At 61.2% G+C, this 21,185-nt stretch carries 12 protein-coding genes; 3 read left to right on the top strand and 9 right to left on the bottom strand.

Annotated elements, in window-relative coordinates; translation table 11 throughout:
* Positions 1-95 precede the first annotated feature (95 nt).
* The 4 genes from CWR53_RS08035 to CWR53_RS08020 all read right to left on the bottom strand — a co-directional run bounded on the left by CWR53_RS08035 (position 96) and on the right by CWR53_RS08020 (position 11,464).
* A complete protein-coding gene (locus CWR53_RS08035) occupies positions 96-4,577 on the bottom strand; it encodes an NEL-type E3 ubiquitin ligase domain-containing protein (RefSeq protein WP_100851208.1) in 4,482 nt (1,493 codons plus the stop codon).
* 76 nt (positions 4,578-4,653) lie between these two features.
* Positions 4,654-5,676 carry an AraC family transcriptional regulator gene (locus CWR53_RS08030; RefSeq protein ID WP_058605652.1) on the bottom strand — a complete coding sequence of 341 codons (1,023 nt, stop codon included), beginning with the start codon at positions 5,674-5,676 and terminating at the stop codon, positions 4,654-4,656.
* Between the two features lie 79 nt (positions 5,677-5,755).
* Positions 5,756-10,228 carry an NEL-type E3 ubiquitin ligase domain-containing protein gene (locus CWR53_RS08025; protein WP_100851207.1) on the bottom strand — a complete coding sequence of 1,491 codons (4,473 nt, stop codon included), beginning with the start codon at positions 10,226-10,228 and terminating at the stop codon, positions 5,756-5,758.
* Positions 10,229-10,399: 171 nt separating this feature from the next.
* Positions 10,400-11,464 (bottom strand): AI-2E family transporter, encoded by a 1,065-nt coding sequence (locus tag CWR53_RS08020; RefSeq protein ID WP_058605654.1) that lies wholly within the window; start codon positions 11,462-11,464, stop codon positions 10,400-10,402.
* Positions 11,465-11,596: 132 nt separating this feature from the next.
* On the opposite strand from CWR53_RS08020, the gene yegQ reads away from it, so the two are divergent.
* From yegQ to CWR53_RS08005, 3 genes are all read left to right on the top strand, one after another.
* Positions 11,597-12,931 (top strand): tRNA 5-hydroxyuridine modification protein YegQ, encoded by a 1,335-nt coding sequence (gene yegQ, locus CWR53_RS08015; protein ID WP_100851206.1) that lies wholly within the window; start codon positions 11,597-11,599, stop codon positions 12,929-12,931.
* A 123-nt stretch (positions 12,932-13,054) separates the two neighbouring features.
* Entirely contained in the window at positions 13,055-13,483 is a 429-nt protein-coding gene (locus CWR53_RS08010) for a DUF411 domain-containing protein (RefSeq protein ID WP_100851205.1), read from the top strand.
* 100 nt (positions 13,484-13,583) lie between these two features.
* Complete coding sequence (locus tag CWR53_RS08005; RefSeq protein WP_100851204.1) at positions 13,584-14,582, top strand: alpha/beta fold hydrolase; 999 nt, start codon at positions 13,584-13,586, stop codon at positions 14,580-14,582.
* Between the two features lie 15 nt (positions 14,583-14,597).
* Here CWR53_RS08005 and zapE read toward each other — a convergent pair whose 3' ends face one another.
* The 5 genes from zapE to CWR53_RS07980 all read right to left on the bottom strand — a co-directional run bounded on the left by zapE (position 14,598) and on the right by CWR53_RS07980 (position 21,102).
* Positions 14,598-15,701, bottom strand: a complete 1,104-nt coding sequence (gene zapE / locus CWR53_RS08000) for a cell division protein ZapE (RefSeq protein WP_100851203.1) — start codon at positions 15,699-15,701, stop codon at positions 14,598-14,600.
* A gap of 43 nt (positions 15,702-15,744) precedes the next feature.
* On the bottom strand, positions 15,745-16,896 hold the full coding sequence (locus CWR53_RS07995) for a PQQ-dependent sugar dehydrogenase (protein ID WP_100851202.1): 1,152 nt from the start codon (positions 16,894-16,896) through the stop codon (positions 15,745-15,747).
* Positions 16,897-16,930: 34 nt separating this feature from the next.
* Positions 16,931-17,248 carry a hypothetical protein gene (locus CWR53_RS07990; protein ID WP_058605660.1) on the bottom strand — a complete coding sequence of 106 codons (318 nt, stop codon included), beginning with the start codon at positions 17,246-17,248 and terminating at the stop codon, positions 16,931-16,933.
* Positions 17,249-17,409: 161 nt separating this feature from the next.
* Positions 17,410-19,836 carry a TonB-dependent receptor gene (locus CWR53_RS07985; protein ID WP_100851201.1) on the bottom strand — a complete coding sequence of 809 codons (2,427 nt, stop codon included), beginning with the start codon at positions 19,834-19,836 and terminating at the stop codon, positions 17,410-17,412.
* 141 nt (positions 19,837-19,977) lie between these two features.
* The gene (locus CWR53_RS07980; RefSeq protein WP_100851200.1) at positions 19,978-21,102 is read right to left on the bottom strand and encodes a sigma-70 family RNA polymerase sigma factor; all 1,125 of its coding nucleotides are present in this window, start codon (positions 21,100-21,102) and stop codon (positions 19,978-19,980) included.
* Positions 21,103-21,185 lie beyond the last annotated feature (83 nt).

Below are 21,185 nucleotides of genomic sequence, written 5' to 3'. Positions count from 1 at the left end.
TGCACGGTTAAGTCCGGACGATGTTCGCGCCGCTCAGGCGTAACCACAATGGCCAAACCATTCATTGTGGATGATCGGTTTGGCCACAACGGCGGTCAGCCCAATCCGCGTTCGCGCCCTAACAGAAATTGCCGGGTCAATTCAAATACTAGCGACTGGTCCTGAGCGGCCTGCTCGGTGTCCAGGCTGTCGAGCTGAAGCTGATAATCAACGGCATCCAGCGTTGATTGCCGCAAAGCCAATGCCGATCGACGTGCGGCGAACTGGGCCTGCAGTGCTTCGAACACCTCGGTATGCCGCTCGTGGATGTAACTGGCCCAAAACACACGTTGGGACAGGCTCATCGATAGCGCGTCAGGGGTCATCGCTGCCATCACCTCACGGTAGGCGTTCTCAAGCTGAATGCTGGTCAGCTCGGCAGCATCGGCGTAGAGCATGCTATGGGGCTGACACGGCAGGTTCAGGCGAGCCCGCAACCTCACACGGTAGGCCAGGCTGACGGCAGCCTGGTCCACCCTTTCCCGCGCAGCCAGGCGCTGCAATACATCGCGCCTGGCGACCTGCTCAAGCCGGTCCAGGCGAAACAGTTGCTGCCCGATACCCAATAGATCATTGCCACGCTCCGGCGCGACGTTGCGCTCAGCCCCATCGACGAGTGCTCTGAGTTGTAGCTCACTGAACCGATCAGCAACGGTGTTCATGCAGGTCAATGGCAGACGAGCCAGACTTTGGATTCGCTGCCGCAGTTGCTCGTTGCCATCAATGGCTTGGAGTAAAGCCCACACCCGCTCCGCCAACTGGAACGATGCAGTGTCGTAGTCACCGGTATCTTCAAGAAGCCCCAACAGCCGTACCAGGCCAGCGCTGTCCGAATCAGTCATCAGGCGCGCCCAGAGGGCCTGACGGCTTACACGCAATTGCGGATCGCCTGCATCGAGCCAAAGATCACAGGTCACCTGCGGGTCGATTACTCGCCGCGGCTCGGGAAGATGAAAATGCTCGGCGATTGAATCAAGGGCAAAGAGCCGCTGCATCTCGACGCTGCTCAACCGGTTTCGCTCCACCATGAAGCTCATTCGGCGGGCGTGTGGCAGCTGTAGAATTTCCGCAGGCACAATGTGCAGGAGGTTGTCACGCAGGTCGACGCGTTCCAAGGTGCTGCACAACTCCAACCCGTGAGGCCACCCACCCAACCTGCAGTGACGCAAGTTGAGTTCGACCAGGCGCGTCAACAGGTTATAGCGCATCCCAAATGCCCCCAGCGGGTTGTAGCTCAGATCCAGGTGAGTCAACTGCGGCAGGCGGGTCAGCGCATTCAAGGCGTGATCGTTCAGCCGGATGCTGTTGCGTGCAAGGCGCAGGGTTCGCAACTCGACCAGATAGGCAATTTCCGTGGGCACGCCCAGCAGACCGTTGCTGCTCAGGTTCAATTCTCTCAAACGGGTGAAGCATGAAAGGAATCCAGTGGGCATGTGCGTAATCGGCACGTCACTGATGACCAATGATCTTGTGAGTTCGAACTCGATATGGGCAGGCAGCTCGGGCAGACTGCCCACATTCAGATTGACAAGGCTCAGCCGCTGACCGGCCGCCTCATCACCCAGAGGTTCGCTCGTCTGTCGCCAGGCGCGGCGGATCTGGTCGGCGACCTGCTGACGTACCCGCTGACGAGCCGGATTGGACTCGAAGCCTTTCCAGCGGTCCAGGTGTCGCTCAAGATCAGCATGGTTTTCTTCAAGTTCCAGCAAGGCGTCATAGGCAGCCTGAGGGCCTTCGAGCAAACGCGCCAGGCGGTTGTCGATCGCACCATCGGCCAGGCCAGGGTACAGATTGCGTAAACGGTTCCTTAGCAGGCTGTCGGGGCTACGACGTCGAGCCGGACGACCGCTGAGTGGGTAGCCTACGCGACCGTCGGGCATACGCCGGCCTGGGTTGAACCAACGATCCTGTCGAGGCCAGCCAAGTAGTTGCTCGACCTCGGCATGCGTTTCAGGCATCTGTGCCACCAGGCGATCACGCAAGGTCGCGGCAGCGTGATCGCCATCCAGATCAAGCGCAGTGCGCTGGGCAGGCTCCAGCAATGCGAGCAGTGTCTGGTATAAGTCATGCGACTCGTCTATCAAAGCACCATAGCCTGCACTTGCCTCCTCGATGGTCCGGAAACGCCCCTCCTTGTGAACGATCTTGACCAGATTAGCGTCCGGCGACTTATCACCTACCGCCGCAATCCGGTGCGCACCCGGGCCGTCTGTCCAGAGCTCTATGTGCAACGCCGGCCATGCGTCCAATCGCTGCAGCAGGGCCAATGCGAGTTCGCCCGCTTCATCGCAGTAAGCGTTGGGCAGGTACACACCGCACATGGCCCGGGTCAGCCTGGCAACACGCAGCAACGACGCACCCTGGCGCAGGCAACGCAACGGCAGCTTGCCCACGCCAAGGGCCAGATCGCGCTCGGTTCGCCCCACGTCCGCGGCCAAATCTTGGACATAACGCTCGGGCAGACCCGGCATGTCTGATCTGATGACAGACGACAACGGGTCATCGACCATGGGTACCTGGCAAAGGTGCTTGAACATCAGCCCGCGTAAGCGATCTGCATCCTCAAGAAGGCGCTCATGCAGTTGTACCCCCCTACCGCCACCGCTTTGCTCCAGGCACCACTGCACCAACACTTCTTCATTGCGTGGGCTCACACCGGCTTGCAGGGTTGCAAAAAACCTGCTGACACGCGCATCGGCTTCGAAACGCTCCAGGCTGTCACGCAAACTGGCTGGAATGTCCCGCGCCTCCACCAGTAAACCTCGTAGCGCGGCAATATCGATTCCGGCGGCCTGTATCACCTTGCTGGCCTGCTGGTGAGTGAGCGGTCTTGCCTGAGGCCAAAGCTGTTCGAGCATGAGATCGGGCTGATCCGCTTCCAGTGGTCGACCATCGTTCAACCGCCAGCTTCGCTCGCCAAAGTGTTCGAGAACAGGCCCAAAGCCTGCCGGACGCCGAGCATGACGCAAGCGCCATGGCCCATTAGGATCAGGGCGATGCGCCTCGAAATAACGTTTGCCACTACGGAAGAAAGCTCGCCCCCAGTCCCTGTGCAGACCGTCGCTCTCCAGTTGCGGGTCTTCCGGCAAGCTGGCGTAGACCTTGAGGTCGTTGGCCCATAGCCGCGACTTCCCATCGAGCCCGCTCACCGGCTCCAGCCCTTCTACAAAATCAGCGGCTGCATACCCCCTGGCCAGTATGTTGGCTCCGGCGCCGACAACCGCAGTCACCGCTAACGTCTCGGCCACGCCAAGCATGTGCTCCAAGGCCTCGTGCTGATGGCCGTGATACCAGTCAGCTGCGCCCTCGAAGACTTCCGAAAGCGTTTGCACCACCAATTGTCCAAGCAGCATTGCGCCCACCACAGGTATGAAAAGTCCAGCCAGGTTGACCAGATTCCAGCCCAACGAGCGCCACTGCTTGCGTCGTGCTTCAGAGGCGTGTCGATCCACCTGCGCGGTTGGTACCAGCAACAGACGCGCGTCGTCCTTGATTCGCTGGACCTGCTGATCGACTAGCCTTGAGAAGATATCCTCCGTTCCTGTAACGCCTTCAAGGGACAGGTCAGGCACGGGGTCGCTCAAGCGCTTGCTCAATGTATCGAGAAAGGAAGCGCGCCCTTCTACAGAGACCAACTGACTGAAATAAACCCGGTAATCCTCCTTCTGCAGAGCGGCCGCGAGCACGGTGTTCATTTGCTGGATGGACGTGAAATAGCGCAATGCCTGGCCAGGATCGCTGGGCCTGTAGAGAACGGTCCCTCGATCCGCACCATGCTCATCGCGCAACTGGACGAGCACGACATCGCACAGAGTATGCCCCAGCATGCTCAGCAATCCTGGGTATGCACGGAGCTCGCCGTGATCGACTTCATCGCTTGCCAAGCTCGCCAACGCTATCTGCTGACTGGCGGTTAGATCACCGCGTAGCGCCGCCACTTCGGTAGCCAACCCAAGCGCCGCACGCTTGTCTGCAACCAGTGCGTTGCAGGTATCATCGGTAAACACCTGCGACAAGAGCTTCTGATAGCGCCCGCCGGCATCCAGGTCCCGGCACGCTTGCACCAGTGCATCCGTACCCGCGGTGAGCAGGTTATCTTCACCTGTTTTCACCAAACCGGTGCCCAGATAGAAGCTGGCCTGCTCATGAAAATTCTGCATCAGGCGCAACACGGCAGGCTCTCTCACCTCGATGACCTCATCGACAGGCAGGGCGATGCCTTGCGGTCCCTTGAATTTGCGCCGTATCTCCAGCCACTGCAGCGCATCCAGGGAAGGGCTCCCCGGCAGGTGTACAACCAGCCTCTGCATATGCAGCTCGGTGAAGCTTTGCAGTGGAATCAACCGCCGCGTAAAAACGCGCACGCGTTCCTGGCTGGCCTGGTGCGCCTTGAAGCGATCACGAAGGCGATTGAGTTGAGCAGGAGAAGCCCGCTTGAGCCACTCAGGCAGGCGCGCGGCTATGAAGTCATGGGTAGCGCTGGCGACCTTGGCAGAGGACGTAGTCGGGCCGCAAGCGCTAGTGAGGGAAGCTGACATCGTGGAAGTCCTGTCGGTGCTGATTCAGCCTCGACTGTGTGATGGGCGCTCAGCGACTGGCAGACGGAAACCCCACCTAATCCACCTTCCCTGCACCCAGGACCAACGTTCGGTAGTGACCCGGATTGCAGCCAAACCACTTGCGGAAGGCCTTGTAGAACGAACTGCTGTCGGCAAAGCCCAAGCGCGCCGCGATTTCCAGCATCCCAACCTGCTCCTGCGCCAACCAGCTGATAGCCAATTGGCGCCGCACACTGTCCTTGAGGGCCTGATAGCTATGTCCCTCCTCTGCCAGCCTGCGCCGCAACGTGGAAGCCGACAGGCATAATTGGCGGGCAAGCTCATTCGCATCGGGCCAGGACGCTGGGTCCCGCTCGCTCAGGTCGCGGCGAATGCGTCGAGCGAGGCTGTCGGGGTCCCGATATTTGACCAGGATATTGGCCGGCGCATGGGCCAGAAAACGGTGCAGCTCGTCGTCGCTGCGCCGGATAGGCTGGTCGAAGCAATCGGCTGCCAGAATCATGCGGGTACGCGGCCGCGAGAACCGCAGGTTTTCCGAGAACATGACACGGTAGTCGTCGCAGAATGCCGGTTCGGTACAGCGCAATTCGATAGCCAGGATCGGAATGCGACGCCCTGCCAGCCAACACGCCACACCATGGACGATCATCCAGAATGTGAAGTAGGTGAAGGCTCGTCGAGGCTCATCAGTGGGCTCGACGATGACGATCTCGGCCAGGCTTTGCTGGCGAATCAAGTGAGGCTGTAGGTGATCCAGGGTCAACGACAGAAAAGCCAGTGCGGTTTCGATGCCTGTCCCGACCGTTGGTTGTCCCCTGCTGGCACGGCAGAGAAATGCCAGGCTGCCGCTGCGTAGCCCGCGCGGGTCCATGGCAAAGAACTCATCGTTGCAGCGCCGCGCCAGCAGGCGCCAGAGGCGCGCGTAAGCAGTTGCCGGCACACGCGCACCTGGCAGCGAAAGCAGGTGCGGCTCGATGCCTGCCTTGCGTAGCACCAGAGGCGCGTGGCCTGCTTGAGGACAAGCCTGCAACAACGCCTCGCGTACCAAATCGATGGAGATAGTGTCCTTGTCGCTCATTGGCGGCCCAGTTTGCTCGAATGCAGCCATCTTAGGACCGCAGCGCCAAAACGCTAGCATTCGATCACTGCACGCCGACTCAGCCAGGTAGTAGCTGTTCACTCTCCCGGGCCAAGGCTTGGCGTGTGAGTTCAAGCGCCTTGGCCTTTACCGCCTCATCACAAGCCTTGGCGATTGCCCTGGCCTGTGTATCGTACTGGGCATCTGTCAGCCTCTCACGCCCTGCATAAAGCGCCTCCATCTGCTGCACGAACGGCTCGCGTAGAACATCGAAGGATGTGCGGTACTGGCGTTGCAGGTGATCGAACCAGAAGCCACGCTCACTGATGTCCATGGCCAGATCCTCGCTGGCCTCGGCAGCGCGAACCGCTGCTTCGGCCGTTTTCAGGTGTTCCTCCGTGACCCCTGCAATCGTTCTGAACTGCATGGTGGTTGCCTGACCTGGCAATTCCAGTGTCCGCGCCAGCCCCACCCGGTAGGCAAGGCTGACTTCGATCTGATCCACCTCCTCGCCAAGGGTTTCACGGCCGCTCATGTCTTGGCGGGCGTACGCCTCCACCCGGTCCAGGCGGAAGAAACGTCGCGCCAGACTCAATAGTTCACCCTCTGCGTGTTCTCCAGCAGCGGCCTCGACCGACGCGCTCAACAGCCTGATCTCAAGCAAGCCGAAACTGGAGATGACACTGTCCACGCAGGTACGAGGTTCACTGGCCAAGGCGAAGGTTTGTTCGCGCAGTGCGGTGTTACTCTCGATTGTGTCCAGCATTGCCCAGACCCGGGCCTCCAGATCGTCCCTGGCCAGACGAAAATCACTGGTGTCAGTGAGTTCGCCGATGAGTGTGAAGAAATCGCCACTGCCGGACTCATCCACCAGACGGTTCCACTGGGCGGTACGAGACGCTCGTTGTGCTGGGTCCAGGCGCTCGACCCAACGGCTGAGGTGAAATCCGTCGCCGTCGGCACTGAGCTCGCTGTCGGAGGTGCGGCTGGCATCGACCCACAGGTCGCGGTACAGGGCAGGCAGCGGGTTGCCCGCCAGTGCCAGCCTGCTTCGCCAGTGGGTGCGTTGAGCCCGCACGGCCAAGGGCAACTCGGCGATATGGTTGTCACGCAGGTCTACATACTCCAGCGAAACCGCTCGTTCAAGATGATCCGGGACTTGCGTCAACCCTACTCCACGCAGCCCCAGTTGACGCAGGCGAGGTAATCGGTCCATGGCAATCGTAAAATTGCCGATACTGTTGTCGCTCAGGTCAAGCACAGCCAGCCTTGGCATACCCGCAAGCACTTCAAAACCAGCATCGTCCAGATGCAGGCTGTTGCGCGAAATCGTCAGTTCCTGTAACTCACGCAACTGCGAAAGCACAGCGGGGAGCCGCGTCAGGGCGTTGTTGTCCAGGTTCAGCGTCGTAATGCCATGAAAGGGCCTGAGAAAGCGCTCGGGTACATCGCCCAGTCGCATGTTGGCCAACGCGATCTCGCTGACATGGCTAAAACCCTCCACCGCGCTCAAGTCGGGCAGCTCGCCGGTACCAATACCCGATAGCGACAACAGCATGCCTGGATCTCCATTGGCTTGCCGTCTACCTGAGTGCCCTTGAAAGCGCCAGCAGCGCCTTAGCTCGTCGCAGATCCTACGTCGCAAGGCTACATCGGCCGCATCGGCAGGCAGAGCAGCCCATTGCTCGAGTGTCAGGTCCAGACGCGTATATTGGCCCTCAAGCTCCAGCAAATGGGTAAACGGCGAACCAGGCTGCTCCTCGAGCACTTGAAGATAGAGTTCGAGTTGTTGCGCGCTAAAACCTGGATACAGGCTGCGGATACGATCCTGAAGCGTACGCTCGGCCAGGTGGTTGGCGCTGCCGCGACCACTTAGCAAGTAGCCATAGCGATGGTCAGGCAGGCGGGCGGGTGCGCGGAAGGTCGGCCGGCTCACCTGCATGCCCATCAGTTCCTGCACAGCCTTTCTTTGTGCCGGGATGCGCGCCTGCAAGCCTGCCCGCAGCGCTTGCACGTCATCGGTTGCTGACCATCCCAAGCGGCTACGTTCGGCTTCAGGTAGAAACTGCCAAAGCCGCTCGAGCAAGCCGCAGGCGCCCTCCGCGTCTTGTGCAACGGGTTTGCCACCCTCATAGACCGACATCTGCCCACGCTCCCACACCAGCACCTTCACACTGGCGGGATTGGTCACCGGGTATAGCTCTGCCAATACCCGCCCTGTGGGTGACGCTTCGCGAACCTGAACATTGTGGGCCATGGGCCAGGCAGGTTCTTTTCGCAAAAGCCCGAAGACCAGCGACGGCAGGTCAGGGTGATAGGCATTTTCAAGGTACAGGCCCTGTAATGCGCGACAGACACGGGCCTCCTGTAATGCCAGACGCGCTCTCTCGGCAAGCGCCAGATCAAGACGACCCTGCCCGAGCAATCGCTGACGCTGCTCGGCCGTGCCGTTGGCAATCACCTCTTCAGCATAGGCAGCGGGTAACCCTGGAAAATCACGCTGGATTACCGCTGCTTCGGGGCTTATGGCAAGTGTGTGCGTCAAGTGGTTCATCAGGCCTTCGCGCAAGCGAGGCGCCTGCGCGAGGATCGATGCAGATACTGAGGCTGGTGCGCGCTGTTGCTCGGTCAACTGATCGACGCACCATTGCAGCAGAGGGGAGTCGTTCTCGCCCTGGTGGCTCGCGAATGTGGCGAAGAAGTCTTCGATGCGCTTGTCGGCTTCAAACCGTTCCAATGTGTCGCGCAGACTTACAGGCAGCGCCCTTTGCTCCGCGACCGCCCGGCGTAACTGGGCCTGGTCCACGTCGGCCACTTTGAGTACCTGAGTCACACGCTGCGAATCCAGGTCGGAAGTGAGGGGCCATAGATGCCCCAACAAAGCTCGCTCACCACGCCACAATTGCGGTCGTTGCCAGTTCAACCGCCAGCCATGCTCACCGTTCCAATACAGCGCCGGCGCGAAGTCGGCTTTGCCATCGTGGCGCACCAGGCGCCAAGGGTTTGCTTGGTTTTTGCGGCTGACGGGGTAATAAACGCTCTCATGAAGCCACCAGTGACTGTCACCGTGCTGAAAAAGGCCCTTCTGGCCTCGTACGGCATTGTGAGGCACGCTCAGCGCTCGGTAATGACTCAAGTCCTCGACCCAAAGCCGAGGCACTGCATTATCCAGTTCGACTGGCACCATCTCGTCGACGAAGGCGCTGCGCCTGAAGCCCCGTGCAACTGCCGCACCGCCCGCCGCCGTCAGCGCGGTAACCGCTACCGTTTCGGCCACACCCAGTACATGCTCCAGCGCTTCATGCTGATGGCCCCGTGACCAGTCATACACCGCTACGCCAATTTCACCCAGCACCTCGACCACGGTTGCAGCCAACATCATCGCGCCGAGTTGTGGGACAAACATCGCTGCCATTTGTGCCAGGTTCAGACCCACCTGTTCGAGCGTCTCAAGCCGCTGAAGCCTTTGCAGCCGATCTACCTCTTCGACAGGCACCAGAAGAAAGCGGGCGTCCGCCTTGATACGGGCCACGTGCAGCCGGGCCATCTCGGTAAACAGTGATGCGCCGGCGGTTTTGCCGGTCACTTCAAGGTCAGGGGCTGCATCACTCAGCCGCTTTTCCAGCACTGCCTGAAACGCTGCCCGGGCATCGACCGCCACCAGCTTCAGTAGGTCGCTGGCATGCTCAGGCTTTTCGAACAGGTTCACCATGTGGGACTTCAAGCTGTCCAGATCGCCAAACTTCTTCAAGGGCCCATGAGGCAGGTAGAGCAGTACTCCTGCACCCGGGTAGGCCAGGCCGCCTGCCCCACCGTCGGAAAGTTCGATCACCAGTGCGCCGATCAACGCATGCCCGAGCACATGAAGGTGCTTGACCACGACTGAGGGATGCTTAGCACCAGGCACCATCACTTCGTCGAGGGTGTGCTCCAGAGTAGCGGCATCCACCTCCGTAATGTCTCCACGCAGCCCCGCAAGTCCCGAGGCCAACGCGAGGCGCTTGCGCAGGCCCTCAGCGAGCAGCGTGCAGGCGGCGTCGTCAAAGAAAGTCCCCAGGTAGTCCTGATAGAGCTTGCCCGCGTCCAACAGGCGGCAGGCGGAGGCCAGGCTCGCACTGTCTACCAGCAGCGGAGCGGTAAAGGACATGCCATGGGCCTCGGAGATGATACCGGAGCGGGCGTCGAAGCTCGACCCGGATGGAAAGTTCTGCATCAGGTGAGTCATGGCAGGGTGAAAGCTGTAGTGATGATGCAGCACGCCGCTGCCAAGCAAGCTGTAGCTGTCCCAGCGCTCCCGCCAGAGCGCATGCGCCAGATCCACCTGCACACCCAGCTTCTGCGCTATCGTGGCACCCAACATCTGCTGTGCGTACCACTGCGGCGAGACCATGCTTTTGAACAGTGACGCCAGGCGCTGCTCAATATGGCGGTTTTCTTCCGCGCGCGTGCGCAGGGCTCGTATCTGCTCCAAGGAAGCCGCATGCAGCCATTCAGGCAAGTGCTGTGCAATGAAGCTGTCGGTGTGGTTGGAAGGCGTAGTGAGGACGGCCATGATCGGCTCCGGGTCAAAGGGTGCCGCGCACCTTTACCGAAACCTGCGAACCAAGACAGAGGGAACTCGACCACCTCATTGAGCCGGCCTGCTTTTTGTGCGAGGCCGGATGATGAAGGGCAGACCTGGCGGCCTGCCTCCGTTCAGCGAAAGCCGGTACTTGGCTTGCGGTTATCGCGGCAGCTGCACCTGAGGCTTGCTCGACGCAAAAATCGCCCAGCTGGAGATGAACAACGCGGCGATCAGCGGGCCGATGACAAAGCCGTTGAGCCCGAACACCGACAGGCCGCCCAAGGTGGAGACCAGGATCAGGTAATCGGGCATGCGGGTATCCTTGCCGACCAGGATGGGCCTAAGCACGTTGTCGACAAGGCCGATCACCAGCACGCCGAACGCGGTCAGGATCACGCCCTGCAGGATTGCGCCGGTCATCAGGAAGTAGATCGCCACTGGCCCCCAGACGATGCCTGCGCCAACGGCGGGCAGCAGCGAAAGGAAAGCCATCATCACCGCCCAGACCAGCGCGCTGGGGATCCCCAGGATCCAGAAAATCAAGCCGCCCAGCGCTCCTTGAGTGATGGCCACTAGCACGTTGCCCTTGACCGTGGCGCGCACCACACGCTTGAATTTCAACTGCAGGCGGCGCTTCTGGTGTTCAGGCAGCGGCACGGCCATGCGCACCTTGCGCACCACCTCGGCACCTTCACGCAGGAAGAAGAACAGCAGGTACATCATGATGCCGAAGCCCACCACGAAATCGAATGTGCCCTGGCCAAAGCTGAAGGCCTGGGTAGCCAGGACCTGGCTGCCCTGGGAGGCCCAGGTGGTGATCTTGTCACGCAGGGCTTCAAGGTTGCCCATGCCCAGGTTATCCAGCGCGTTCTGGGCAAACGTTGGCAGCATGTCCTTGCCCCGCTCAACATACCCTGCGATGTCCAGCTGGCCGCTCTGAATGCGTTGATACAGCGTTGCCCCCTCCTGCACCAGCAGGCCGCTGATGATGATCACCGGCAATACCGCCACCAGCAAGCAGATCAGCGTGGTCACGGCAGCGGCCACGTTGCGGCGGCGCCCGAAGCGCATGAGCAGGTTGCGTTGCAACGGCGCGAACAGGATGCCCAGGATTACCGCCCAGAAGATGGCGCCGTAGTAAGGCAGCAAAATCCAGACGAAGGCAACGGTCACCAGTGCCAGGAGCACCGCCAGCGCCTTGTTCTGCAAAGCAGTTTCGTTCATTTCCGGTCCTCGGATGGGTTCTGGGGTATTAGTGCGTGGCGCTGGGGTAAAAGTGCCACCTGCCCCTTGATTCAGATCAATAAGGCCGAACCGCAAGCGGCTTAGCATCCGCGCCCTTTACCCGGTGTATTCATGAATTCTGTTGCCAAGCCCGAATTGCTGGCGCCTGCCGGCACGCTCCACACCATGCGCTATGCCTTCGCCTACGGTGCTGACGCGGTCTATGCCGGTCAGCCCCGCTACAGCCTGCGGGTGCGCAACAATGCCTTCGACCATGCCAATCTGGCGTTGGGCATCCAGGAAGCTCATGCGCTGGGCAAGCGCTTCTATGTGGTGGTCAACATCGCGCCTCACAATGCCAAGCTCAAGACCTTTCTCAAGGACCTGGCGCCTGTGATCGCCATGGCACCGGACGCGTTGATCATGTCCGACCCGGGCCTGATCATGCTGGTACGCCAGCACTACCCGCAGATGCCGGTGCACCTCTCGGTGCAGGCCAACACGGTCAACTGGGCCAGCGTGCAGTTCTGGCAGCAGCAAGGCATCAGCCGCGTGATCCTGTCGCGGGAGCTGTCACTTGAAGAGATCGAGGAAATTGGTCAGCAAGTACCTGACATGGAGCTGGAAGTCTTCGTGCATGGGGCGCTGTGCATGGCCTATTCAGGCCGCTGCCTGCTGTCGGGCTACCTGAACAAGCGTGATGCCAATCAGGGCACCTGTACCAACGCCTGCCGCTGGAAGTATGACGTCACGCCAGCGACCGAGAGCGTCACCGGCGATATCGTGCACCACGTGCAGCCGACGCTGGGCCAGGGTGCGCCCACCGACCAGGTGTTCCTGTTGCAGGAAAGCGAGCGTCCCGGTACCGAAATGCCCGCGTTCGAAGACGAGCACGGCACCTACATCATGAACGCCAAGGACCTGCGGGCCATTCAGCACGTCGAGCGACTGGCGCGCATGGGCGTGCACTCGCTCAAGATCGAGGGCCGCACCAAATCGCATTTCTACTGCGCGCGGGCCGTGCAGTCCTACCGCAAGGCCATCGACGATGCGGCCAATGGGCAGCCTTTCGACCGCACCTTGATGGACAACCTCGAGTCCCTGGCGCAACGGGGCTACACCGAAGGCTTTTTGCGCCGTCATGTGCACGATGAGTACCAGAATTATCAGCGCGGCAGCTCGGTGTCCGAGCGCCAGCAGTTCGTGGGTGAACTGACCGGGCTGCGGGTAAATGGTTGGGCCGAGGTCAAGGTCAAGAACCGCTTCGCCCTGGGCGACCATCTGGAGCTGATGACGCCTCGCGGCAACTACCACTTCGACCTGAATCAGCTGCACGACCGGCAGCAGCAGGCCATCGAAGTCGCACCTGGGGATGGCCATGTGGTGTACCTGCCAGTCCCTGAACAGGTGTCGTTGGCGTTCGGGCTACTGATGCGCGACCTGCACAATGACCAGGCCACTGGCTGACGAAACTGTAATGCGCCGGTCAGCAGGTTGAAAGCCAGAGGAGGCGACCCTGCCGCCTTGCACGTTTGGACCAGGCCGTGCGCTATGCTGGCCGCAGGTCACACGTTTATAAGGAACTTGTCCATGCTGCGTTCAAATTGCCTGGCCCTTGGCCTGTTGACCTTCACCGCCCTTGCACAGGCCACCGACACCATCGACGTCTACCGCGACCCCAACTGTGGTTGCTGCAAAGCCTGGATCGGTCACCTCGAAGAGAACGGCTTTACCGTGAACGACCATGTCGAACCAGACATGAGCGTCGTCAAGCAACGCCTGCAAGTACCGCCGCGCCATGCGTCGTGTCATACCGGGGTCATCGCTGGCAAGTTCGTCGAAGGCCATGTCCCCGCTACCCACGTGCGTGAACTGGTTAGCCGCAGTGACCTCAAGGGCATGGCCGTTCCAGGCATGCCAGCCGGTTCGCCGGGCATGGAAATGGGTGAGCGCAGGGATGCCTATCAGGTTATCGGTATCGACGCTCAGGGCAAGGACGCGGTGGTCGCCGATTACTGACCTGGCGCCGGTTTCACGGTTGGTAACACCTTGGGCCTCTATGGCCACTGCCCTGCTGCTACAGTCGAGTCTTCCTACTTGATCTGACATGGAGTGCCTCATGCTGCGTGCATCCGCCCTGGCCATGGTGTGCCTGGCCAGCGGCCCGGCCATTGCCGGCCAATCGCCTACCTACGGCGCACAGCTCGAAGGGTTTGACTACCCGCATACGCTCAAGCACTTCGACTTCGAATCACAGCGCCAATCGCTGCAAATGGGTTACATGGACGTCCCGGCGTCGGGCAATGCCAACGGCCGCACGGTCGTACTCATGCACGGCAAGAATTTTTGCGCAGCCACCTGGGAAACCAGCATCGATGCCTTGAGCAAGGCAGGCTACCGCGTTATCGCCCCAGACCAGATCGGTTTCTGCACATCCAGTAAACCTGCGCACTACCAGTACAGCTTCCAGCAACTGGCCAGCAACACCCATGCACTGCTCGAGCACCTGGGGGTGAAGCAGAGCATCGTGCTGGGGCATTCGACCGGGGGGATGCTAGCCACCCGCTACGCCTTGATGTACCCGCAGCAGGTCACGCGCCTGGCCATGGTCAACCCCATCGGCCTGGAGGACTGGAAGGCCCTGGGGGTGCCCTACCGCACCGTTGACCAGTGGTATGCCCGCGAACTCAAGCTCGATGCGGCCGGGGTGCGTGATTATGAGCGCAAAACCTACTATGCCGGCCGCTGGAAACCTGAATATGAGCGCTGGGTGCAGATGCTGGTGGGCCTGAACCAGGGCCCAGGGCACGAGCGGGTGGCGTGGAACTCTGCCTTGATCTACGACATGATCTTCACCCAACCGGTTTATCACGAGTTCAAGGACCTGCAGATGCCAACCCTTTTGTTGATCGGTGACAAGGACACCACGGCAATCGGCAGTGACATCGCACCACCGCAGGTCAAGGCCAGGCTGGGCAACTACGCCTTGCTCGGCCCGCAGGTGGCCAAGCTCATTCCCCAAGGCGAACTGATCACTTTCGAAGGCATGGGCCACGCGCCGCAGATCGAGGAACCCAAGCGTTTCAATCGCACACTGATCCAGTGGCTGGATCGCTAATCGTGCGTGGCTGCCTCAGGCGAAGCGCTGCAGCTGCATTTCACGCAGCCGGCTGAGGGTGCGCTGGTAGGGGAAGGCGAGATACCCCTGCGTGTACAGCGCCTCGAGCGGCACCTGCGCCTCCAGGTACAGCGCCACACGGCGGTCGTAGCATTCATCAACCAGGGCGATGAAGCGGCGCACGGCATCGTCCTTGGGCGAGAGTGCCGGCAAGTCGCGGTCGCCCGCTAGCACACGGGAGGCGCCGTCCTCCGTGCCACGGGCGATACGCCCGGCCTGTTGCTGACCACTCAGCGCCGGTATGTCCGCGACCAGGATCGCCGCGAAACGGTCGCACAGCGCCATGAATTCCTGGGTAGCCATCGGTTGTTCGCACAACGCGTCGAAACGGCACCAGATGACCTTCGCACTTCGGCGCATCACCTGCACCTGCCGACTGCCCAGCATGAGGGGCTGGTCGGTGCCTGGGTCGTCCGGGCTCAGTCGCTTGAAGACCGCGGCCAGGTGACTGCCCCGGTCGTCGGCGACCCAGTAGCGCTGGCACGGCAGGCCCGGGTGTTGCCGGTGGTCTTGCTCACCCGCTACCGGCAGTACACGCATGTGCCGCTCGATGGCAGAGATGGCGGGCAGGAAACGTTCGCGGTTGAAGCCATCGCGGTACAGTTGCCCGGGTGGCTGATTGGACGTGGCAACCACCACCACGCCCAGGTCGAACAGTACCTGGAACAAACGGCCGAGAATGATTGCGTCGGCAATGTCACTGACGAATAACTCATCGAAGCACAGCACGCAGATTTCGCTTCCTAGCTCCTCCGCCAGCGCCATAAGCGGATCCGGCGTGCCATTGAGCTGAAACAACCGACGGTGCACCCAAGCCATGAAGTGGTGAAAATGCTGGCGGAGACTCGGCACGGTCAGGCAACGGTGAAACTGATCCATCAACCAGGTCTTGCCCCGCCCCACTGGCCCCCACAGGTAGAGACCCTGCGTGGATCGCCCACGTTCGACAGCCTCGAAGCAGGCCTGCAGCGCCTCGATGGCAAGGCGCTGTGCGGGGTCAACGACAAAGCCCTGGGTTTCCAGGGCTTGCTGGTAGCGTTGCAAGGGATCGATGGTCATGGCGCATTGTACCTGTCGCCTCCTTGCCGACGACAGCGCGGCTTCAGTCGGGCCGCGCCAGGCCCACCTTCAACAGCTCGCCATCCTTGGCATCGGTCAACACGTACAGGTAACCGTCCGGCCCTACCCGAACATCACGAATGCGCGCTTTCAAGTCGCCCAGCAGGCGCTCCTCGTGTACCACCTTGTCGTCCTTGAGCTGCAAGCGGATCAGCTCCTGCGTGGCCAACGCGCCGATGAACAAGTTGTGATCCCATGCGGTGAACACGGGGCTGTCATAGAACGCCATGCCGCTGACACCGGGCGACTTCTCCCACACGTGGTACGGATCGACCATGCCATCTACATGTTTACCCTTGGCCTCTGGTATGGGCAGCATCGAATAGTTGATGCCGTGGGTTGCGATGGGCCAACCGTAGTTCTTGCCCGGCTTCGGGATGTTGATTTCGTCACCGCCACGGGGGCCGTGTTCGTTGGTCCACAACGCGCCCGTCCAAGGATTCAACACAGCGCCCTGCTGGTTACGGTGGCCAAACGACCAGATTTCGGGGCGCACGTTCTTCTGGCCATAAAATGGGTTGTCCTTGGGAACCTCGCCATCTGGCAGGATGCGCACGACCTTGCCCTGCAGCTTATCCAGGTCCTGAGCCGTCGAGCGCTGATTGTTCTCGCCCAGGGCGATGAACAGATACCCGTTGCGGTCGAACACCAGGCGCGACCCAAAATGGTTGCCCTCCGACAGCTTGGGTTGCTGGCGGAAGATAACGGTGAAGTTTTCCAGGCGGGCGCGATCGGTCGACAGCTGGCCACGGCCCACAGCGGTCCCGGCCTTGCCGTCGCTGCCCTCCTCGGCATAGGACAGGTACACCGTACGGTCCTTGTCGAACTCGGGCGACAAGGCCACATCCAGCAGGCCGCCCTGGCCCTCGGCCCAGACTTTAGGCACGCCATTGATGGGCGGGCTGACCTTGCCCTCGGCATTGATCACGCGCAGGTTGCCGATGCGTTCGGTGACCAGCATGTCCTGGCCGCCAGGCAGGAACGCCAGCGCCCACGGCGTACGCAGACCGTTGGCCACGGTATCGACGGTAAGGGTGCCTTCTTCACTTTCGAACGTCTGCTGGGCAGCGGCATGGGTCAACAGAGACGCTAGTGCGGCAGCGGCCAGGGTAACCAGCCAGGTTGCTCGGGACATGCGAAGTTCCTTTGACAGATACGGGGTGCTGGAGTCAGGGCGCGCGCGGGTTGTCCCGCGGGGGCCGCGTAGGTTCCAGATTGGGCGTTTGCTGCTGACGGCGCAGGTTCTCACCGTTGCCGATGCCGCGGTTCTCTACCGTCGGGGTGCGCGGCACGGGCTGGGTAGACGGGCCGCGCACAGGCGGCGTCGCCGGGACGCTGCCCTGACGGCTGTTGGGGTTGGCGCGTTGCACGGGGCTGTTGTAGGGGTTGTTGCCATTGGCGGCAATGTGCAGCCACGGCTGCGCGGTCGCATGGGTAGGTAACCAAACCGCCATACCTATTACCAACAACGGTAGTGTCAGTTTCATGCTTCACCTCCGTACGAAAACGCCTGGCCTGGTGGCTTTGATAGCCTACGGCGCAAAGGGTTCGAGTCAAAAGGCTTGGCGACGCCGCAGGTGATTCACGATGTTTCAACCAGCGCCCCTTGATCGGGGCGCTGGTGTTGCCTGGGCCGAGCGCAAAGGCCTTAGTACGCAAGGCTCCAGGTCAGCGTGTAGGTCCTGCCTCGCCCTTGGTAATCGTAGAGGTAGGCAGGCCCGTAGGTGGGCGAGTAGAACAGCGTCGCACGCTGGCCCCACACGGTGCTGTATTGCTTGTCCAGCAGGTTCTGGATACCTGCGCTGAAGGTGCCGTAGTCGGTGTCCTGGCTGCCCAGTAGATCGAGCGTGGTATAGCCATCGATCTTGTGTTGGGCATCGTCCTTCAAGCTGAAGGCCCGATTAGCCTGCAAACGCGCACTGCGCCCGTCATCCTTCCAGCCAACGAACGCGGTGGCTTTGGACAAGGAGGCATAACGCGCATCGCGCTTGCGCCACCCGCCGCCGTCTGCCTCTTCCTCGGAACGGGTTAGGTGCAGCGTGCCGCCGGCTTCCCAACCTCGGTCGAAGTGGCGGGTGAGTGCCCCTTCGAAGCCAAAGTCGCGACTCTTCTGGTCCTCGACGTCAATGGTGAGGGTTTGCGAATCCACATTGATGATCTTGTCCGACCAGATGTAGTACAGCGCGGCTTGAGCGTCCCACTGCACGTCGGCGTAGCGCCAGCCCAACTCCACCTGGCGGCTCTTGATCCCGGCCAGCGGGTTGTCCCCGACACTAAGGCCGGGCTTGCCGTAGTACTTGGCCGGATCGGGCAGGTCAAAGCCTTCGCCGTAATTGGCCCACAGCTGGTGGCCGTTCTTGAAGTCGTAGATCGCCCCCAGGTTGTAGAGATTGACCTGATAGTCGTTACTCCCACCTGGAACGCCCTTGTAGTCACCCACCTCCACATCCATCTGCTGGCGCCGGGCGCCGCCGGAGAACGTCAGGTTGTCTGTGGCGCGCCATTCAAGCTGGCCATACAGCGAGACCCCATCGACCACATAGCTGGGGTAGCGCGCAGCCTTGCTGGCCTTGTCCAGGTCCAGCCCGCCGCTTTCAGAGGACACCCGCGCATCGAACACGGTCTGGTCAGCGTTGAAACGTTCGCGGTCAATGTCTACGCCATAGGTGAATTTCAACGTGTCCCACTGCTTGGCGAACAGCCCTTTGAGGCTGGTGACCTCGAAGTTCTGCTGGGAGGCTGCAAAATACACACCGCGCGAGCCGGTCGGTGTACCACGGTTGTAGTACGGGAACGGGTAGAAGTTGTTGTTTTCCTTGCGGTAGGAAGCCTGCAGGTAGAAATCCTGGCCCAGCACATCATTGTGGTGGTAATTGGCATTGAGCAGCACGCGCCGGGTGCGCGGGTTCAGGTCGGACGAGTACCCACTGCGCAACTGGGCCTCTTCGAGGTCGGAGGGGCCATTGTAATTGAGGTTGGGAAACCAGATGCCGGTGCTGCCATGGTTGCCGGAATCGTAGTACTGGGCCAGCAGGTCAAGGCTCTGTTGATCATCGAACTGCATGCCCAGGCTGCCAAGCAGGTCCAGGGTGCGGTTGTATTGCAGGTCGGTCTGGGTATTGTCGATGAAGATCTGATCGCCTGCTCCATCGTAGAACGCCTCGTTCTGCTCGCCGGACACACCAAGACGCGCATTGAACCGCTCGTTGCCACCGCTGATCGACTGGGCGAAGCGGGTCGCCAGATCATCGCTGTTGTTGAAACCGCTGCTGGCGCCCAGCTGTGTTTCGAAATGCGCAGGGCCCGCCTCGCCCTTTTTTGTCACGATGTTGATGATGCCCCCGGTCGCACCGCCCCCGTAGATGGCGCTGGCGCCGGACAGCACTTCGACGCGCTGCACGTTGAAGGGCGAGATACTGTCGAACTGGCGCGACAGACCTCGCGAGCTGTTCTGGCTGACGCCATCAATCATCACCAGCACGCTGCGCCCACGCATGTTCTGCCCGTAGTTGGTGCGCCCCTCCGGCGCCAGGTCAAGGCCAGGCACCAGTTTGCCGATGGCTTCCTTGAGGCTTACGCCACTGTCGATCTGCTCGCGCAGTTGCTGCTGATCGACCACCCACACGGTGCCCGGGATCTCGCTGATGGCAGTACTGGTGCGCGAGGCCACGCTTACTTCAATCGGCTTGAGGTTGATGGCCTGCAGGGGGGTATCGTGCTTGCGCAGCGTCACCGTACGCGCATCGGTGAACTGCCAGCTCAAGCCGCTGCCTTCGAGCAACCGCTGCAAGGCTTGCTCGACACTGTAGGCGCCCTGCAGGGTCGGGCTCTGCAGGCCAGCCACGTCAGCGGTGGTGTACAGCAAATGCAGGCCGGCCTGATCGGCAAAGCGCGTCAACGCCTGGTCCAGCGGCTGCACCGGGACATCCAGCTGTACCTGCGAGGTCTGCACATATCCCTGCTGTGTTGCAGCAGCGACGTGAGCGGGCAGCGCGCCGGCCAATACGGCCAACGCGCCGCACGACATCAACACAGGTGGCAGAAAACGGCAGCGGCTATTCGAGAGCGTGGGCATGAGAGGCACGAGAAAGCTTCCAGGCGAGTCGTGAATGGGAATGGTTTGCGGCTTAGCCCCACTACGACGATCCAGCCCACGAGAACTTGCAGTGCCGATGAAAAGTTTTTTCGGTAGGTTTCGACAGGGCCGCTTTGAAGATCAATACACCACGGCGAGCCACGGCAGGTAGGTGACTTTCAGGCCATACCGCTGCTCCAGGGTGCGCAGCATGGCATGCGGATCATCCAGGTCGAACACGCCACTGACCTCAAGGCCCGCTAGCTGTTGATCCGACAACACGATACGCCCAAGGCGATAGCGCTCAAGCTCAGCCAGCACCTGGCCTAGAGGCTTGCCATTGAAGATCAACTTGCCCCGTTGCCAGGCCAGCTGCGCATCGGCATCGGCCGCTACGCTCAAGGCTTGAGCGCCCTGCCGCGCAGCACCCTGGCCAAGGACCACATGCCCGTCGCGCCGCACGCTGAACCTCGCCCCGGTGCCGTTTACCGGCAGCCCTGCCGTTTCGACCACGAAAGGACGGGCCTCGGCGGACGTCTCGAACAGCGCCTCGCCAGCCACCACCACCACCCGACGTGCGTGCGCGTCGAATTCCACCTTTATGGCACTGGCGCTGTTGAGGGTGACGCGGGTGCCATCGGGCAAGGTGAGCATGCGCCGCTCGCCGGTACCGGTGTGATAGTCGGACAACCATACAGGTGCCTGCTGCCACGCCAACCAACTGCCCAGCATCAACGCCATGCACGCCGCGACACCGGCCTTCTGCAGCCATCCCCGGCAGTGCCGCAGCGCCTGTCCTATGTACTTGGCCACCATGCTTTCGGACACGCCGAGCCTTTGCGCGACCTGCCTTTGCGTCAACCCTTCCACGCGATTGAGCAACAGCGCCTGGCGCGCTTTGGGGGGCAGTTGTAGCAGAGCCTGATCGAGAATCTGCAGGCGCTCGCTGGCCAGTAGCGCCGCCTCCGGTGCCGGCGCGCCACAGGCCACGTGTACCATGCCCTCACTGTCGTCGTGGCAGGCGGCAAGACGCTGGTCACGACGCAGGGCATCGATCGCAATGTTTCCCGCCACGCGAAAGATGAAGCTACGCGGGTGCAGTACCGGCACAGCGTGCGCATCGATCTGCGCAAGCCTCAAGTAGGTTTCGTGGGCAACGTCCGCAGCGCGCTGGCGATCACGCATGCGCCGGGTCAGAAACTGCAACAAGTCGTCATAGTGTTCCTGGAAACTTGCCAGCAGGCCCGGCACGTGAGACGTCAGCATGGTTAGGCAACTACACAGTAAGAGGAATTATCGGGCGTTAATGAGAAACAGTATCTTTCATCTCCACCGACACTTTCAACGCT

It is taken from the genome of Pseudomonas sp. SGAir0191 (assembly GCF_002812565.2).
Classification (GTDB): Bacteria; Pseudomonadota; Gammaproteobacteria; order Pseudomonadales; family Pseudomonadaceae; genus Aquipseudomonas; species Aquipseudomonas parafulva_B.
The sequence above is the reverse complement of the archived record's forward strand: the minus strand, read 5'-3'. Positions and strand labels throughout refer to the sequence as shown.